Origin of the sequence: Pedobacter aquatilis (assembly GCF_032678425.1) — a bacterium.
GTDB classification, from domain to species: domain Bacteria; phylum Bacteroidota; class Bacteroidia; order Sphingobacteriales; family Sphingobacteriaceae; genus Pedobacter; species Pedobacter aquatilis_B.
Genome location: NZ_JAVTSG010000002.1, coordinates 382,508 through 400,748 on the forward strand (window position 1 = coordinate 382,508; position 18,241 = coordinate 400,748).

General features: G+C 36.0%; 18 protein-coding genes. 8 read left to right on the plus strand and 10 right to left on the minus strand.

The window, feature by feature from the left end:
- Nucleotides 1-25: 25 nt before the first annotated feature.
- From R2Q16_RS07610 to R2Q16_RS07620, 3 genes are all read right to left on the minus strand, one after another.
- Nucleotides 26-625, minus strand: coding sequence for a hypothetical protein (locus tag R2Q16_RS07610; RefSeq protein WP_316736222.1), 600 nt, complete (start codon nucleotides 623-625; stop codon nucleotides 26-28).
- Between the two features lie 64 nt (nucleotides 626-689).
- Nucleotides 690-1,082: a hypothetical protein gene (locus tag R2Q16_RS07615; protein WP_316736223.1), complete on the minus strand. Its 393-nt coding sequence runs from the start codon at nucleotides 1,080-1,082 to the stop codon at nucleotides 690-692.
- 61 nt (nucleotides 1,083-1,143) lie between these two features.
- Nucleotides 1,144-1,785, minus strand: coding sequence for a DUF47 domain-containing protein (locus tag R2Q16_RS07620; protein ID WP_316736224.1), 642 nt, complete (start codon nucleotides 1,783-1,785; stop codon nucleotides 1,144-1,146).
- A gap of 84 nt (nucleotides 1,786-1,869) precedes the next feature.
- Here R2Q16_RS07620 and R2Q16_RS07625 point away from each other — a divergent pair, with 84 nt between their 5' ends.
- Nucleotides 1,870-2,352: a GNAT family N-acetyltransferase gene (locus R2Q16_RS07625; RefSeq protein ID WP_316736225.1), complete on the plus strand. Its 483-nt coding sequence runs from the start codon at nucleotides 1,870-1,872 to the stop codon at nucleotides 2,350-2,352.
- A gap of 20 nt (nucleotides 2,353-2,372) precedes the next feature.
- Here R2Q16_RS07625 and R2Q16_RS07630 read toward each other — a convergent pair whose 3' ends face one another.
- A complete protein-coding gene (locus R2Q16_RS07630) occupies nucleotides 2,373-3,224 on the minus strand; it encodes a DUF5694 domain-containing protein (protein WP_316736226.1) in 852 nt (283 codons plus the stop codon).
- A 205-nt stretch (nucleotides 3,225-3,429) separates the two neighbouring features.
- Between R2Q16_RS07630 and R2Q16_RS07635 the strand changes: the two genes are divergently transcribed.
- From R2Q16_RS07635 to R2Q16_RS07655, 5 genes are all read left to right on the plus strand, one after another.
- Nucleotides 3,430-4,437, plus strand: coding sequence for a sensor histidine kinase (locus R2Q16_RS07635; protein WP_316736227.1), 1,008 nt, complete (start codon nucleotides 3,430-3,432; stop codon nucleotides 4,435-4,437).
- A gap of 2 nt (nucleotides 4,438-4,439) precedes the next feature.
- The gene (locus tag R2Q16_RS07640; protein WP_316736228.1) at nucleotides 4,440-5,150 is read left to right on the plus strand and encodes a LytTR family DNA-binding domain-containing protein; all 711 of its coding nucleotides are present in this window, start codon (nucleotides 4,440-4,442) and stop codon (nucleotides 5,148-5,150) included.
- Between the two features lie 85 nt (nucleotides 5,151-5,235).
- A complete protein-coding gene (locus R2Q16_RS07645) occupies nucleotides 5,236-5,703 on the plus strand; it encodes a nucleoside triphosphate pyrophosphohydrolase family protein (RefSeq protein WP_290240042.1) in 468 nt (155 codons plus the stop codon).
- 72 nt (nucleotides 5,704-5,775) lie between these two features.
- Complete coding sequence (locus R2Q16_RS07650) at nucleotides 5,776-6,708, plus strand: glycerophosphodiester phosphodiesterase family protein (protein ID WP_316736229.1); 933 nt, start codon at nucleotides 5,776-5,778, stop codon at nucleotides 6,706-6,708.
- A 48-nt stretch (nucleotides 6,709-6,756) separates the two neighbouring features.
- Complete coding sequence (locus tag R2Q16_RS07655; RefSeq protein WP_316736230.1) at nucleotides 6,757-10,146, plus strand: DEAD/DEAH box helicase; 3,390 nt, start codon at nucleotides 6,757-6,759, stop codon at nucleotides 10,144-10,146.
- A 75-nt stretch (nucleotides 10,147-10,221) separates the two neighbouring features.
- Here the strand turns inward: R2Q16_RS07655 and R2Q16_RS07660 are convergent, their stop codons facing one another.
- Nucleotides 10,222-11,025 carry an NAD(P)-binding domain-containing protein gene (locus tag R2Q16_RS07660; RefSeq protein WP_316736232.1) on the minus strand — a complete coding sequence of 268 codons (804 nt, stop codon included), beginning with the start codon at nucleotides 11,023-11,025 and terminating at the stop codon, nucleotides 10,222-10,224.
- Between the two features lie 18 nt (nucleotides 11,026-11,043).
- The gene (locus R2Q16_RS07665) at nucleotides 11,044-11,625 is read right to left on the minus strand and encodes a thymidine kinase (protein WP_316736233.1); all 582 of its coding nucleotides are present in this window, start codon (nucleotides 11,623-11,625) and stop codon (nucleotides 11,044-11,046) included.
- Between the two features lie 236 nt (nucleotides 11,626-11,861).
- On the opposite strand from R2Q16_RS07665, the gene R2Q16_RS07670 reads away from it, so the two are divergent.
- On the plus strand, nucleotides 11,862-12,116 hold the full coding sequence (locus R2Q16_RS07670) for a hypothetical protein (protein ID WP_316736234.1): 255 nt from the start codon (nucleotides 11,862-11,864) through the stop codon (nucleotides 12,114-12,116).
- A gap of 150 nt (nucleotides 12,117-12,266) precedes the next feature.
- Complete coding sequence (locus R2Q16_RS07675; protein ID WP_316736236.1) at nucleotides 12,267-13,415, plus strand: hypothetical protein; 1,149 nt, start codon at nucleotides 12,267-12,269, stop codon at nucleotides 13,413-13,415.
- A 198-nt stretch (nucleotides 13,416-13,613) separates the two neighbouring features.
- Here R2Q16_RS07675 and rodA read toward each other — a convergent pair whose 3' ends face one another.
- The 4 genes from rodA to mreC are packed head-to-tail and all read right to left on the minus strand — an operon-like array spanning nucleotide 13,614 to nucleotide 18,210.
- A complete protein-coding gene (gene rodA, locus R2Q16_RS07680; protein WP_316736238.1) occupies nucleotides 13,614-14,876 on the minus strand; it encodes a rod shape-determining protein RodA in 1,263 nt (420 codons plus the stop codon).
- Between the two features lie 3 nt (nucleotides 14,877-14,879).
- Nucleotides 14,880-16,862, minus strand: coding sequence for a penicillin-binding protein 2 (gene mrdA, locus R2Q16_RS07685; protein WP_316736240.1), 1,983 nt, complete (start codon nucleotides 16,860-16,862; stop codon nucleotides 14,880-14,882).
- Entirely contained in the window at nucleotides 16,862-17,377 is a 516-nt protein-coding gene (locus R2Q16_RS07690) for a rod shape-determining protein MreD (RefSeq protein WP_316736241.1), read from the minus strand. The genes mrdA and R2Q16_RS07690 overlap by 1 nt, the downstream gene beginning before the upstream one ends.
- Nucleotides 17,374-18,210 carry a rod shape-determining protein MreC gene (gene mreC, locus R2Q16_RS07695; RefSeq protein ID WP_316736242.1) on the minus strand — a complete coding sequence of 279 codons (837 nt, stop codon included), beginning with the start codon at nucleotides 18,208-18,210 and terminating at the stop codon, nucleotides 17,374-17,376. Before mreC ends, R2Q16_RS07690 begins: the two co-directional genes overlap by 4 nt.
- Nucleotides 18,211-18,241 lie beyond the last annotated feature (31 nt).

Genomic DNA, 18,241 nt, shown 5'->3' on the forward strand with positions numbered 1-18,241 from the left:
CAGATTTATTGTCCGGGCTTTTGTTTTACAATAAAATTTTGCTGCTTATATCCTTATTTATGGTGATGTAACCAGGGTATTTGATTGGTGTATTCCCTAACATAATTGTCGGTTTGATTTTTATGGTTAATAGGCCTAGCTTCTCATCGCTTTTGGAGCCTTTTTGTGCTGCCTTAATGATATCATTTAAAACGTTACCGTTAGAAATTAAGCCGTAAATATTACTGCCCATTTGTACCGGAACGGTTACGGTTTGTCCTTGGGGGATACTTACCGCCTGATTTACAATTCCTTCAGCTAAATCTGTATTATTAACCAAAATTTTATATTCAAACTGGTTTATAGCAGCCAAGTTTGCAGATGGATTTGTAATTTCTAAATTCAAATTTGCCCTCAACGGAATATCCTTTCTTAACAAACCTAAGGCAACTCCGGGTAAACTACCAATATTAAAATCCTGCTGATTAATTAGTCTTGTTAAATCTGTTCCGGCTAAGGAAATAGAATTTACATTTTTGATTTTGTAGGTACAGGCTTCTAAAGCTTTAATTTGCTGGGCTTGCTTATTTATGCCGCAACCGAACATCGAAACGGTTAAAAAGCAAAATAATAGTGTTTTTTTCATGTGTGTCATAATGCCAAATTAGTTAAACTATTTCAGCGGTATAACAATTATCTCGCCAAATGCATTATGGTGCAACGGTTTCTATTTTGTCGCCCTCATCTGTACCTTCCTTTTTCTGGTTTGATGAGTTTTCAGCTTCCTCTTCGGAATCAGCATCTGTTACTTTTTCAGACTCGTTTTCCGAACTTTCCGCTTTTTCTTCTGAATTCTTATTCGTTATTTCTTCTGTTTTGTCTTCTACAGTTTCATCAATGCTCTCTTCTTTTTCTGAATCATCTTTGTGCTCAGGATTTTCCTCCCTTTTTTCTGCTGGAGCTTGTGGTGTTTCTAAAGAAATTTTATGTTTTACTTCTGTGGTTTTACTCTCTTCAGTTTCTGTAGATGGAATTATCGTTTCTACTAAAGATTGTGCATCATCAGATGGCTTCGGGTTAAGTTTTTTATCTTGATTTTCCATAATATCTTTTCTATAACAAAGGTTTTTTATCAGCCTTTTGTTTTGATATTATGCAATCTAATTAAGCGTTCTTTAAAAAGATGGTTTCTATCGTTGTTGCCAAATCACCACATTTATCTGTTGTGTTTTCTAATAAAGTTAAAACTTCTGACTGCCTGATAAGTGTAATGGCATCAAACTCGCTTTCAAATAAAATAGAAACAGATTGCTCGTAAAGTCTGTCTGCTTTGCTTTCTAATTGGTTCACATCTTTGCAAATGTCTATGATGGTTTGCTTGTTTTTGAAGTTTTTAATTTCAATAATGGCAACTTCAAGAATCGAACACATCTTAAAAATGATTTCGGCAAATTTTACAATAGGCTCTTTAAAATCAACAAGCTGATAAAGCTCAATTTTGGTTAATATGGAAAGAATTTCATCTGCGATATCATCAATATTGGTAGCCAGTAAGTGTACATCTTGTCTATCAAAAGGAACAATAAAATTTGTATTTAATTCCTCATAAATAGTGTCGGTTGCCTTATCTCCAAGCAATTCCATTCCTTTTATTTCTTTAGATAACCTGGTTTTTTCAGCTTGTTCTTTAGAACGTAAATAGAGTACAAGTGCTTCTGAAATATTGGTCAGGTTTTTTGCCCCTGTTTCAAAAAGTGGCTGGAATGTTCTGTCTTTCGGTATAAATAAGCTAAAAATTTGATTCATAAATTAAAATAAAATATAAGTAAATGTACCTTTGCTATGTTAACACAATGTTGCCAAAGCATTATATCCTTAAAAAAATAATAAATGCCGATTCAAACCAGACAAATAGAAAAGAATGATAACCCAATAATTGCTGAGCTGATTAGAGTCATCTTCAGAGAATTTAAAATTGATAAACCCGGTACTGTTTATACCGACCCGACAACAGATTCGCTTTACGAGTTGTTTCAGAGCGATGGCGCTGTGTATTGGCTCGCAGAAGAAGATGGCAAACTATTAGGTGGCTGCGGCATTTATCCAACAGATGGTTTACCTGAGGGATGTGTTGAATTGGTGAAATTTTATGTTTCGGCTGATGCAAGAGGAAATGGAGTTGGAAAGTTGCTGATGCAAAAAAGTATCGAATCAGCACAACACTTTGGCTACAACGAAATTTACTTAGAATCTTTTCCCGAACTCAATACGGCAATTGGTATGTATGAGAAGGCCGGATTTAAGAACTTAACGGGCCCTTTGGGTAATTCAGGACATTTTGCCTGCAACGTATGGATGTTACTGGTGCTGTAATTTTACAGCACCAGTAAAGCTTACTTTAATATATCTTTCAGCTCTACAATTTTAAATTTATCTTCCAGGGTAATAAATTCTTTAATCATCGAAATGTGGCCAGCCCCGAGGAGAATTACGATCCTTTTATCGGTTGATTGGGTTATTTTTTGAACCAGCGAATACATATATAAATTGCGGCGATACCATTCTGATACAGAATAAGCACCTGCAAAACTTTCATTGCTGCCTGCTTTATTAAGGGTTCGCACATAGAAACTTAAGTTTGCCTTTCTGGATTCTGGTGTATTCAAATCAAGCGTTAATTCGGTTAAGCTCAAACTTTTTCTTTTCAGGTTTGCATCATCACCTGTCTTTTTGATAAAGGTGTTAATATCGTTCATAAGTTCGTTTTGCTTTGCAGATTTAATCGAATTCATCACCGTATCGAAAGGTAAGTCGACAAAATAATCTATGCCGTAAACGTTTTTTAATTTGGCATTCTTAGCTGCTCGAAATGCTAGTTGAAATATTTCATTTTCATTGTAGAAAGCATAATTATCTGCGCTTTTATATTTTTCACTGATGAATTTGTTGTAATGGCCATCAACGTATAACTGATATAACGAATCGAGTTTTGCCTGTTTATCAAAATCCCATTCAGTAAAAATTTTATCAGGATTAAATTTTTTGATTTTTTCTGCAATGTATTCTAACTCTTTTTGTGATTTTTCGCTCAACACATCAAATGCATCCGTTTTTACGGCGTCAAAGTTGGGATTGTTGTAATGAAAGGTTCCTATTAATAAGACTTCTTGCTTTTGCGCAAATGAAGTGAAATAACTTGCAGCAAATGCAATAAAAAGGGCGAAGGTTCTAAGTATTGTTTTCATAATCTGTTCGTTTGTTTGATGATTCAAAGTTGGAGAGTAATCCTTGTGCTGAAAATTATATAATCCCAACGGTTCAAATTCTTATCCCAAACCGAATTTGCCCAGCTTATCTGATTCATCTAAAAAAACAGCCTGTTGGGATAAATTTTTTCGGCTTTGGGATAAGAAGATTTAGCCTTTGAAAAGGTTTACATAGTTTTATAGCATGAAACAAACAAAAGTCATTTTAATACACATTATTTGCTGGTTGCTCATTCTTGCCTATCAATATAGCGGCTATTTGGTTGAGTCGGCTAGTTTCGGAAGTATTGCATTGGGCATATCCATGACGGTTATCCAAATCATAGAATTTTACATCTGCTATTTATGGGTTTATCCAAGCTATTTAAAAAAAGGTAAAATTCCTCAATTGGTTTTAGGTATTGTTTTTACATTGGCTGTTTTTATCGCTTTGCGATACCTAATTGAAGAGGTTTTGTATTTACAGTGGTTTGGCTTTCACAACTACTCCAACAATACCACAACGATTAGTTATATTACAGATAATATTTATTATGGTACATCTTACCTGGTTATTCCTGCTGCGGTTTATGCGGTACAGCAAAATTTTAAAGCTGAAATTGCCAACCGCAAACTTAAAGATGAGGTGGTCAAATCTGAACTCGCCTTTTTGAAATCGCAAATCAACCCACACTTTTTGTATAATACCTTAAATTATGTATACTCGCTTGCCATTCCGGTTTCGGATAAATTAGCAAATGCCGTATTGAGGTTGTCTGATTTAATGCGCTACACGCTGAATGAGAGTCCGGATGGAAAAGTGAGTTTGAATAAAGAAGTTGATTACCTGGAAAGCTATATCGAACTTTTTAGAATGCGTTTTGAGCCTAAGTTTTACGTAGATTTTAAAGCCGAAGGCGTTGAAGAACAGAAAATTGCGGCCTTGATGCTGATACCTTTTTTGGAAAATGCATTTAAACATGGTACGGTGAATGATGAAAAACATCCGGTACGTGTCCGCCTAAAGGTTCAACAAAAAAGGTTGAGTTTTGAGGTGAGCAATAAAATCAGCCATGCACAAAAAGACCATTCCAGTGGTGTTGGCTTGGCAAACATACACCGCAGGTTAGATTTAATTTACCCTGAAAAACACGATTTGCTTATTGCAAACAATGGTAATACTTATAAAACAACTTTAATAATTAACCTTTAAATATGATTCGCTGCCTTGCCGTTGATGATGAAGCTTATGCTTCGGATATTATTGCCGCATTTATTACAAAAACGCCTTTTCTGGAACTTGTTGGCACCACTACCAATGCTTTTGAAGCACTAAATATGGTGCAGAATGGTTTGGTTGATGTGGTTTTCCTTGATATCCAAATGCCTGAACTGACGGGTATTCAGTTTATGAAAATTTGTGGAGACAAGTGCAAGGTAATTTTAACTACCGCTTACCCTGAATATGCGCTTGATGGTTTTGAATTTGATGTGGTTGATTATTTATTAAAACCGATTTCTTACGAGCGTTTTTATAAAGCGGCACAAAAGGCGCAACAAATCATTTCGCCAGCACAAACTGAGGTTTTAAGTACTCCTGCTGCCACCAGCGATTATATTTTTATCAAAGGCGATACCAAAAACAAATTTATAAAAGTTAACTACAACGAAATTTTGTACATCGAAGGTTTAAAAAACTACGTTTCTGTTTACACGGCCAATCAAAGGATAATTACTTATCAATCGCTTCGCGAATTGGAAACGCAATTGCCGCAACCGCCTTTTTACAGGGTGCATAAATCTTACATTATTTCGCTTGAAAAGATTAAGATGATTGATGGCAATGCGCTTTATATTGGCGACCAATCCATCCCGATAGGTGATACTTACCGAGAAACTTTTTTCAAAATTGTTCGGGAGAAATAAGCCAATTTTACTAACAATAATGTTGAGTAACATTGGCAATTAAACAATATTTTTAACTTTGTTGCTTTATAAATCAAACATTGCCATGCAAGAAACAAATTCATTAAATCAGGTTGCAGAATTTCATACTACCTTTAAACATCCAATTTTAGAAACGCCAGTTATTCCTTCAAAACAGCGTGCTAATTTGAGAATATCGCTTTTAGCCGAAGAATTGAAAGAATTACAGGAAGCGGTGGATAATGATGATTTAATTGAAGTTGCCGATGCGCTTTGCGATTTACAGTATGTTTTAGCTGGTGCAATCCACGAGTTTGGTTTGGGTGGTAAATTTAAAACCCTTTTCGACGAAGTTCACCGCTCGAATATGAGTAAGGCTTGTAAAACTGTTGAAGAGGCAGAACAAACCATCCAGTTTTACCTGGACAAAGACAACACCGAATCTTATTACAAGGAAATAGATGGCTTGTTTTTGGTTTTTAGAAAAGCCGACGATAAAACCTTAAAATCTATTAATTATTCTCCGGCCGATTTAAAAGGCTTATTGGTTTAATCCCCAAGTTAACATCAGCTTAATATTCTGGTTACAATATTTTACTAGAATTGAATTTTACTATTTTTAAATATGAAATTCAATTCTGGTTTTTTTTATGCGCTCATTTTTCTCATTCCATTTAGCAACCTAAAAGCGCAGCAAAAAATTAAAGTGCTTAAAATTGATAACGCGGAACAACTTCATGAGTTTTTTAAATACATGGGTAAAAATACGCCCATTATCAGTGGTCACCGCGGCGGGACGGTTAAAGGTTTCCCAGAAAATAGCATTGAAGCTTTTGAAAATACCTTAAAATATTCACCCGCATTTTTTGAGGTAGACCCAAGACTGACTAGAGACAGCGTTGTGGTTTTAATGCATGACGCCACTTTAAACAGAACCACAAATGGCACAGGAAAAGTTGCAGATTATACTTACGCCGAACTACAAAAATTAAGGTTAAAGGATGTTGATGGCAATGTTACGGATTATAAAATTCCAAACCTAAAAGAAGCGATAGCTTGGAGTAAAGGTAAAACGGTGTTAAACCTTGATAAAAAGGATGTGCCATTTGCCTTGCAGGAGAAAATTTTAGCAGAGCATCCAAATAAGGTTATAATGGTTACCGTACATGACGCCAAACATGCTAAATTTTATTTCGATAAAAATCCGCAGACCATGTTTTCGGCTTTTGTAAAAACGAAGGCTGCATTTGATGAATATGAAGCAGCCGGCATTCCGTGGAAAAATATGATTGCCTACATTGGTTCTGTGAATAAACCTGAAAATATGGAGTTATTTAAAATGCTTCACAGCAAAGGCGTAATGTGTATGATTTCTGCCGCACCAAGCTATGATAAACTAACTGATAAGAAAGAAAGGGCTGAGCAATATAAAAATACTTTTTTGCAAGGTGCCGATATTCTGGAATCGGATTTGCCGATTGAGGTTGGTGAAGCAATAAAAACAATTTTGCCTAACGATAATCCGAAGAAAAACTTCTTTAGCACGTCAAAGCTTTAAATACGGATTAAAAAGTCTTACTTTTATTTCTTCATATTTAAGGATTAAATGCAGGAAAATAATATCGGAAGTGATGAACGGGAAGCAAATCTGTATGATTATATTTTATCGGATTTTAACTTAAAAAACCTTAATCAAACCTTTATTTTAAAGCATTTAAATCAACAGGTTTTTACAGATTCTAAGGGCTTTTACAGCCTTCATGCAGAGCAAATAGAAATCAATTTTGCAGCTTTCAGCTTTCCCTTTGCTGATGATTATTTTCCAATTGTACTGGTTCAGCAGAATGAATCCTCTGTAAAGCTCACTTGCAGATGCGAAACAACAAAAACCAAGCTTTGCATTCATCAAGCGCAAACTTTATATAATATTTTAAAGCGTGATGAATTGCTTGTTTTCTTTGATGAAAATCTACGCAGACAGAAATTAGTAAAAGTAGCAGCCGATTACGGCTTAGAAAAGGAAGTAAACCTCGACGAATTTTTTGATTTAATTATTGAGCAGCAAAGTTTACAGATTAAGCCGAAGAATAAGGCTTTGCAAGGTTTTAATGCAGAAATGCAACAGAATTTGCAAACTGCCTTACTTCCTGTTAAAAAAAATAAATTTACAGCAGCGCACTTAAAACCCGATGGAAGTAAACTGATTCTTGTTTTTAGTCCGCATCGTTATTATGGCAACTTAACTTTAAATTTATTCGAAGCTGAATTTACCAAAAGCGGGAAAGTTAAAAACCCATTTAAGTCAGTAAATCCTGCCGATTTAGTTTTTAAAACCGAGCAAAGCGATGTCCTGAAATATTTTAGTGGCGTTAGCCGCTTTCATCAAAATTATGCTACTGAAGCAATTGATGTTGAACTTGAAGCGCACAGAGCGATAGCTAAAAATCCGTTAGACATTCCAGTTTATCTGCACGATGAAAAACGTTCTGCAAATATCCAGGCTTCATCGGTAACGCCGGTTAACATTCATTTGCTTGACATGGATTTACGTTTGCAAGTGAACCAAAAGGATGATTTCTTTGAGATTACTGGTCGTCTGTTCATCAACGGGAATGATTACCAGCTGGATAATCTGGCCATTAAATATCAATATTTTGTACAGCTAAATAATCAGCTTTATTTAATTGAAAAGCCTGATTTTGTTCGGGTGATTGGTTTTTTTATTAAGCAAAGCAACCGACTCGTTATTCACAAAAATAAGTACGAAGAATTTCAGCGAACAATCCTCATTCCGCTTGAGGGAAATATTCATGTCGATTATTCTTACTTAAAGCCCGCAACGCCTAAACAAATCGAAGAGAAGGGTTTTGATTTGGAGAATGAAAAGCTACTTTATCTCTCCGAATCTGAAGATTACATCTTAATTACTCCTGTAATGAAATACGGTAATCTGGAAATTCCGATTTTATCGAAGAAGCAAATTCAGGCTCAGGATAAATTTGGTAATGTTTTTACACTGCATCGGGATGAAGCAACTGAACTTCAGTTTGCCGCAGATGTGATAAGGCAACATCCTTATTTTTATGATCAGGAAACGAACGATTCTTATTATCTCCACAGAAAAAGATTTTTAGAAGAACTTTGGTTTCTGGATGCTTTTGATGCCTGGAGGAAAAAGGACATTCACATTCTGGGCTTCAATCAGCTTAAAAACAATAAACTTAACGAGCATAAAGCTGAAATTAATATTGAGGTTTTAAGCGGGACAGATTGGTTTGAAACGAAGGTTAAGGTAAAGTTTGGCAAGCAGAAAGTTGCTTTGAAATACCTCCATAAATCGATACGAAATAAAAGTAAATTTGTAACGCTCGATGATGGAACTTTAGGTATTTTACCCGAAGAGTGGATTGAAAAGTTTACTAACTATTTTAATGCCGCCGAAGTTACCGATGAGGTGCTACTTACGCCGAAGATAAAGTTTGCCTCTATAAATGATTTATATGATGATGCTTTGCTGGATGGCGATGTTAAAAATGAAATTAGTCTTTTAAATGAAAAGTTTAAAGGGTCTGAAGAAATTCAGATTGCTAATGTCCCCAAAACATTAAAAACTAAACTTCGGCCATACCAGCATGAAGGTTTAAACTGGTTAAATTTTCTCGATGATTTTAACTTCGGTTCTGTTTTGGCAGATGATATGGGTTTGGGTAAAACCATTCAGATAATTGCTTTTATTTTATCGCAAAGAGAAAAAGTAAATGAAAATACAAACCTTATTGTAGTGCCTGCTTCCTTAATTTTTAACTGGAAGGCTGAAATTGAGAAGTTTGCACCATCAATAAAAGTTAAAACCATCTATGGTAATGAACGAGTTAAAATTACAACAGATTTTAAGCATTTCGAAGTAATATTAACCTCTTACGGAACGCTGCTTTCTGATATTCGATTCATAAAAGATTTCCGGTTCAATTATATCTTTTTGGATGAATCTCAGAACATCAAAAACCCCGAATCGCAGCGTTATAAAACCGTTAGGATGTTGCAATCCAGAAATAAAGTGGCCCTTACCGGAACACCGATAGAAAACAACACTTTCGATTTATATGGTCAGCTTTCTTTCGCTTGTCCGGGTTTATTTGGAAGTAAACAACAATTTGCCGATTTGTATTCTACGCCAATCGACCAATTTAAGGACAGTAAAAGAGCAAAGGAATTACAAAGTAAAATTCGGCCGTTTGTTTTAAGGCGAACCAAAGAGCAGGTTGCAAAAGAACTGCCTGATAAAACCGAAATAACCCTTTATTGCGAGATGGGAACCGAGCAAAGAGAAGTTTATGAAGCCAATAAGAAGGAAATTCAAGACTATATTTTGGGTAAAACCGAAGATGAATTGCCTAAAAGTTCGATGCATGTTTTAAGGAGCATTACCCGTTTAAGACAAATTTGCAATTCAGCAGCTTTGCTTGCCGATGGAAAATCTTACTTGCAAGCTTCTTCAAAAATTGATGTTTTGATAGAGCAAATTGAAAGCAAAGCGCAAAACCATAAAATATTAATATTCTCTCAATTTGTGGGAATGCTTGATTTAATTAAAAAACGGTTAGTGGAAAAGGAAATTAACTTTCAATATTTAACCGGACAAACCAAAAATAGGGAAGAAGCAGTGAATGAATTTCAATCAAACGTCTCCATTCCGGTTTTTCTAATCAGTTTAAAAGCTGGTGGAACGGGTTTAAATTTAACCCAAGCAGATTATGTTTACCTGGTCGACCCATGGTGGAATCCTGCTGTAGAAAACCAGGCGATTGATAGGGCTTATCGCATTGGGCAGCAAAAAAATGTTATGGCCGTTCGTTTAATTTGCCCGGATACGATTGAGGAGAAAATTATGAAACTGCAAGCCGTTAAAAAGGATTTGGTTAAAGATTTAATCCAAAGTGACGGAAGTTTTTTCAAAGGCTTAACCAAGAAAGAGTTGCTGGGTTTGCTGAGTTAATTCTTTTTACGGATGTTTTGTTGTCAAGAATAATTAAAAAACATGTGGAAATAGGTGTTATATTTTAGGAAATGGTTAAATAGTAACCTCGAACTCATACTCCAAAAACTTTGGAACATTCAAACTTTCAATAACTTTCCAGCTGGTTTTTTCTTCCAAAAACTCAGGATTTTCTAAGTCACTATCTGCTGCAGCTTTTGTGTAAAAAGTTTTTCTATCCGGATGCTGCGGTGCACAGGCATTATAAATTCTGCCAAAGGCTTGCTGCTGGATAATCGCTAATGCAATGCCAACTGCATCAGTTTGATGAATTAAATTAACAGGTGCCAAACCATTTGGAACAGCAGTTTTTCCAGCGAAGAATCTACCTGGATTTCTTTCCGGACCAATTAATCCCGCAAAGCGGAGTATTGTAAAGTTTTGCTGTAATTGATTTTGAATAATTCCCTCGGTCTGTAAAATAATTTTTCCAGATGCTGTATCGGGTTTGGTTTCACTATTCTCGTTTACAGTTTTATTTTCATCACCGTAAACACTGGTTGAGCTAATAAGAACAATGTTTCTACTTTTACCTTCGGCAGCATTTATGATGGACTGAATTTTATTCGGATAGTCATCCAGCTCTACTGAGTTTCGTTTTGGAGGAATGCAAATAAACAAAACATCAGCATCGAAAAAATCTAAATCAGCCTGAATTTTATCTGCAGTGAAATTGACCAGGTAAGGTTGGATATTTTCTTCTGCGAGCAGCATTAACTTTTCGCTGGTCGTTGTAGAGCCTTTAACAGCATAATCTAAGGCGACCAATTTCTTCGCAAAAGCAAACCCGAACCAGCCGCAACCTAAAACAGAAATATTTTTTATTGGGGTAGCCTGCATTGTTTAAGGAGAAATAGTTTAGGCTTTGTTGATATTGTAACAAGCCCTGCAACGCGGTTCATAGCTTTCTTTCTCACCCAGTAAAACAGTCGATTCATCCTCAACAGTTCTATAACTGTAAAGCGCCGGGTTTCCACAGCAAACACAAACTGCATTTACCTTGGTAACATGCTCGGCAATGGCCATTAATGCAGGCATTGGTCCGAATGGTTTACCTGTAAAATCCATATCCAAGCCAGCTACGATTACCCTGATGCCCCGCATAGCAAGTTTATTGCAAACATCTGGTAGTTCGTTATCAAAAAATTGTGCCTCATCAATACCAACAACTTGTGTATTTGTGCCAAGCAATAAAATTGCTGAAGCACTATCAACAGGAGTGGAATTAATGGAATTTAAATCGTGAGAAACGACAGCCGAATCATGATAACGGGTATCAGTACGGGGTTTAAAGATTTCTACATTTAATTTTGCTATCTGAGCCCTTTTCAACCTTCTTATTAATTCTTCTGTTTTTCCTGAAAACATCGAACCGCAAACAACTTCAATACTGCCCGAAAATTCGCCCCTTCTTCTAAAATTTTGTTCGCTGAATAACATGGTTTAATTTATGCTCTAGAAATTTAAATGAGTTTCAAAGGTATTAAAATATCTGATTTGATAAGGGACCAGATTTAATTTTATCGAAAAATCAAGCGTGTAAATTTTCATTTTATTTTGAAGTATTTATGAATAGTTAGAAAAAAAATATTCCTAAAAAATCTAAGCCGTTATTTTCTTCGTAAGTGTAAATCAAAATGCCTAGTTATCAAAATATAGAACATTTTAGCCCATTTATGGAGAGCCAAGACAAATTAAAAACATTAGATAAATTCCTCTTTCGAGTGAAGCAACTTCGTGGTTACGGAGATATGAATTCGTTTAAACTGGTAAATGAACTTAAAGAGTTTCATGATGTACTACCAGAATCGCCTGAAAAAATTGACAACATTATTGAAGATTTAGCTGCGCCACAAACCTGGATTAATGGTAAAAAAGCTTTAACTGAGAATGTTGAGCATGCAATTTCTGTTGTGCATGAAAATTCTTAAATCTAATAATTCTAAAACAAATCATAACCTTTGATTGTGTTTCTTGTTGATGCCTGATTTTTGAATAAAACGCTTCAATATCATTAATTAAGTGTTATTTTTGAACGTTTAGTTACAAACATAAATCAGCAAAAAAAACGTTTATAGTTTATGATGAATCAACAAGATATTTTCAGAAAAGTAGGTAGCATTTTAGCAGAACTGAATGAGCAATATGAAATTTTAGCTCAACATCCTGAAAAACTCAATGACTTAGAAGTTGAACTTTTTCTGGCTAACGCTGATTTTTTAGCAGATCATGTTAGGATTGTTAAAAAACTAAACCCTAATGAGCCTGCATCTAACTATGTTGAAACGGATTCATCGCACCTTTTAAATGAGCAAAATACAATCATCTTACCTGATGTAAAAAGTTATAAGGAAGCAGAAGAATGTTTTGACCCTGCTGAGTTACCTGAAGTAGTAACTGCTGAAGAGGAAGAAGCGAGGGTAGATATTCAGCCTGAGCAAGAAATTATTGACGAAGAAAAAAACCAGGAAGAAATTGCCGATGATATTTTACATAAAGATTTTTTTAAACCCGACCAGGAAGAGAACACTTTCGAATTTGTTTTAGGCAACCATAGTACAGATGATAAGTTTGATTACGAACAAAAAACGGCCAATGAAATTTTCGACAGACCGCTAAGTAAGGAGGAAGAAGAGATATTGGCGCAGAAGAAACGTATTCATGAAAAAGATGAGCAACGTGCCAACGCACCTATTGCTGCTGATGAAGATGAAATGGGACCTGAGCCATTTTTGATTCCTCATGAAGAAACTGTTGAAGCTAAACCTATTGCAGAAACCTTATTTACTCAGGTTGACGAACAACCTGTTGAAGCGGTAAAAACCGTTGAATATGATGAGCCAATTATCTCCCCGCCTGTAGAAGAAAAGCCTGCCTTTTTTCCGCAAGCTGTACCAGTTAAGCCTAAGCCAGTAGTTGAAGAAACCAAAGCACCAACTTTAAATGATTTGCTGGCGAAAACAAATCAACAGCCGGAACCAGCTAAAGTTGCACCAATTGGCGATTTAAAAAATGCCATTAATCTAAACGAGAAACTTTTATTTATTAAAGATTTATTCGGAGGATATAACCTGGCCTATTCGGAAGCGATTGATATTGTAAATAAGATGCCAAATTTCGAATCAGCAGACAGCTTTTTGCAAAATAATTATGCTGGCAAAAATAATTGGACAAATAAGCAATCTACAGTTGATCAATTTTACGAATTGTTGAACAGAAGATTCAGTTAGAATCTGTTGTCTGTTCTCGGCTACCTATTACCTGTTGTTTGGTTGGGTGGATAACAGTTCTTTCTGATTGGTTAGTTAAAATTACGAAAGATTATCTTAAGGAGTAATTTTTGTATGATGGTATTTATGTTATTAAGCATCATGACCGGTAACTCAGAACAGGTAACTGGCAACAGACAACTGGTAACTCATAACAGATTAAATAAATCCCATTCTGTTAGAATCGAGTTTCAGGAATATAAAAAGTAAAATTGTAAAGCTCCAGAGCGAAGAACCTCCATAACTTATAAAGGGCAGAGGTATGCCAATAACAGGAATAATTCCGATGGTCATACCGATATTGATGAATACGTGGAAAAACAGAATACAGGCTACACTGTAACCATATACACGGGAAAAGGTTGAACGCTGCCGCTCTGCTAAATTGATTAACCTCAGCAACAGGAAGCTAAACAATCCAATAATAACAAAGCAGCCCACAAAGCCCCATTCTTCGCCAACAGTAGAGAAAATAAAATCGGTACTTTGAGCCGGAACATAGCCATATTTTGTTTGTGTACCTTCTAAAAACCCTCGTCCGGTTAATTGTCCGGAGCCAATTGCAATCTGCGATTGAATTACATTATAACCAGCCCCCTTATTGTCTGTTTTCAAACCCAACATCAATTCGATACGTGTACGCTGATGCGGAGCCAACACATTGTTGAATGCAACTTTAACCAGAAAAAGGTAAGCAATCGCTACAATCGTAACTAAAACTGTTGTGATGATTATGGTTTGCTTTCGCTTATTGGCATAGATAAACAATCCGGCAATGGTGATGATAATGCCAATTAAAACGGCACTAGGTACTAAGAAATCTGCAACGAACAGCGCAATCATTCCCAAAAATATTAATAGAAAGTAACCAGATAAACCCTCACGATATAAAGGGAACATAAAGGCTAGAAACACCAACGCTGAACCAGTATCTGGTTGTAGCATAATAAGCGCTAATGGTGCTAGTACAATAATAGCTGCAAAGAATATCGATTTAAAATCCCTGAACTTTGGATTAAATGAACTGACATACCTGGCCAGAAAGAGTGCAGTTCCGAATTTGGCAAACTCAGAAGGTTGGAGTCTGAAAGAGCCTAAAGGTATCCAGGCCTGGTTTCCGCCAACATTTCTACCTACAAATAATACCACCACGAGTAATATTAATGTACCTCCGTATATAAAAGGGGAGAAGACGTTGAACAGCCTGCCGTCAAACAGTAATATTGACAAACCCAGAATTAATCCGGTGATGATGTAAATTAACTGCTTACCATAACTGCTACCAAAATCGAATGCTGAAGCATTTTCAGGATGGGGGATAGAGGCATAAATGTTCACAAAACCTATTGCACACAAACACATATAGATTAGTACCGTAATCCAATCAACATTAAAGAAAAATCGATTGCCTTGTTGCTGCATTGTTTAGTTGGTATTTACTTTAGGTTTCGTTGTTAATTGCACCGAAATGGTATTCTTCAAAGTCGCCGATTTTATTCTGATGCTATCCTGAATTCTTTTGGTCGAATCGGCCTTTTTAATGGCAAGGCTATCGGCCTTTGTTAATTTTGGCTTTTTCGATTTATCTATTATCTGCGGCAGCAGGTTTTGGTTTTTCATCCATTCTACCTGATTTGCCCTTGCGCCCGAAACTTGTCTGGTAATGTATTTCTCGACCATGTAACTGGCTATTGGCGCAGCGTAGGTACTACCATAACCAGCATTTTCTACTATTACTGCTATGGCAATTTTTGGGTTATCACGTGGGGCAAAGCCGATAAATACGGAGTGATTTTTCCCTCTTGAATTTTGAACTGTTCCGGTTTTACCACACATTAAAATATTTGGAATACGCGAAAGGGTTGCAGTACCCCAGGCGGTGTTAACGGCATCTTGCATGCCATCAATTACGGGTTCAAAATGCTTGGCATCTACACCAACATAATTTTTCTCTACGTATTCTTTTTTAATTCTATCGCCTATGGCTTTGATTAAATGGGGTTTAATGTAATAACCGCGATTGGCAATAACCGCCATTGCATTAGCAATTTGTAATGGAGTTGCTGTAATTTCTCCCTGACCAATTGCCTGAGAAATCACATTTGTGTAACCCCATCTATTGTTGTAAACTTTATCGTAATGGTCTGAGTTGTAGAAATAACCTTTCTTTTCGAAAGGTAAATCAATATCCAGCTTGGTGCCGAAACCGAATTTTGCAACCTTATCCCGCCATTCCTGATAGGTTGGGCGTTGCTTTTTCATCCCGTTTTTGGTAATTAACTTTTGAAAAACGTAACAGAAATAAGTATTACAAGAGCGGGCAATACCTTTTCGTAAACTTATTGGTCCATCAAAGTGCTCACATTTAATTCTTCGGTTTCCGGCCTGGTAATAATGCGGACAAAAGAATGTGGTATTTGGATCGATAACACCTTCTTGCAACCCAATTAAAGCATCAATAGGTTTAAAGGCAGATCCAGGAGGGTAATAACCTTGAATCGCCCTAGGATAAGAAGGACGATAAGGATTTCCGATTAAATCCATGTAATGGTTTCCCTGATCTTTTCCTACTAATAAATTCGGATCGTAACCGGGGCTACTAACCATTGAAATTACTTCTCCGGTTGCAGGTTCGATGGCAACAATTGCTCCAACCTTATTTTTCATTAATTCTTCGCCTAATCTCTGCACCTGAATGTCAATTCCAGAAATCAAACGTTCTCCGGCTACGGCATTTATATCGTATTTTCCATCTGCATAGCTGCCTTGCGGCGTATTGTGAACGTCGTAAATTGTGTTAACCACACCACGCTCACCTCTTAAAACTTCTTCGTAGGCTCTTTCTAGCCCACTTTGGCCTTTATAATCTCCTGATTTATAGTAGCCTTCAGATTTATCAATATCTTGCTGACTTACCTCTTTAACATAGCCGAAGAGTAGTCCTGCTAAACTATCCGGATAATGGCGTATGGTTCTATCCTGGGTAGAAAAACCAGGGAATCGATACATGATCTCTTGCAGTCGAGCATAACTTTGAACAGAAATTTGTTTAACAAAAGGCGTTGCCTGATATGGAGATTTAGCTCTTGCCTTACGCATAAATTTACGGGCATCAACCATCGAAATTTCCAATGCATTGGCAAGCGCTACGGTATCGAATGCCTTAACCTCATTAGGGATAACCATTAAATCGTAAACAGGTTCATTTTGTACGATAACTTTTCCTGTTCTATCTAAAATGGCACCACGAGCCGGGTACTTGAATTTCTTTTTTAATACGTTACTTTCTGCCGAAACGAAGGCCTTATCGCTAACAATTTGTATATAGAAAAGCTTTGCCAAAAGGATTAAGGCAACCACTATAAATAAACCTTGAATAATGTATTTTCTATTAAATAATTGATCCATTAGCGAGATGTTCTTTTAAAGAATATAAACTCTACCAGTAAAATTAGGAGTAGCGTAAATATACAACTTAAGCCGCACCTCATTAACGTATAATTAATTTCTGTAAGCCTAAATGTTTCTAAAAAGAACAAAACTAAATGATGTGCAATTACACAAAGTAAGGCATATAATGCGAACCATTGAAAGCCCATATAACTTAAAGATGGCTCCGGATCGTCGATAGAATCGCGGTTTAAACTAATAGATATGAAGGATATCCTAACAAAAGCCATTACCGTACAAGCTGTGGCATGTACACCCATGGTATCGTAAAATGCATCTAAGGTTAATCCGGTTGCAAAGGCTAAAGCATACAACACGATATTAGGCAAACCAAAGGGAAGTAAAAGGATGAATAAAACGTAGATAAAAGGTGTGGATAAATCATAAAAGCCCATGTTTTTAAGCAGAAATATCTGCACAAACAAAAGGATGAACCACCTGATTACGTTTACTATAATTAATCTGCTGTTCATTTAGGGGTTACAGGGTTTTCTAAAAGATCTTGTTCTTTTGCTAATTTATCTTTTATAACGTAAACATACTGTAGTGTACCAAAATCGTTAAATAAGTTTAGTTCTCCTGAAAGGAAATTATCGTTTGTAGCAACTCCGGTTTTACTTAACCTACCTACTAAAATACCGGCCGGAAACTTTCCAAAACCTGAGGTAATAACAGTATCGCCTACATTCATTTTGATGTGGTTTGGAACTTCCTTGATAAAAGCTTTTCTAATGTCGAAATTATTTTCACCCCAAACCAAAGAACCCAGAGCATTAGTCTTTTTTAGCGTGATGCTGATTTTGGTGTCTTTGTGTAATAAGGATTGGATTGTAGCTAAATGTGCTGAAACATCTCTGATGAAACCAACAACACCTTTCTGTGGTGAAATAACCGCCATTCCGGCCTCAATTCCATCAACAGAACCTTTGTTAATGGTCATTACATTGTTTCTAAGCGTAATGGAATTTTTAACCACTTTTGCAGCAAGATAGGTGTATTGCTGGTTTGTAAGGGTATCAATTACCTTTGTATCCTTTGCCGAATCAACAGTAGTTAAAGCTAATAACTGCGATTTTAACTTTGCATTTTCAGCAGCTAAACTATCGTTAACCATTCCGAGGTTTAGATATCTTTTCAGCACATTCAATTGCTCGTAAGCATTTCCAACAACTTCGTTTGATGAATTTAAGGTTACACTACGTGGATAAGCATTGTTCTTAATCGTAAGGTAAATCCCAACAATAAAGAAAATGATAAACAAGAAGAATGCGTTGTATCTGCTTATGAAAATCCAAAGGTTACGCATATTGATTTACGATTTTAGATTTACGAATTAC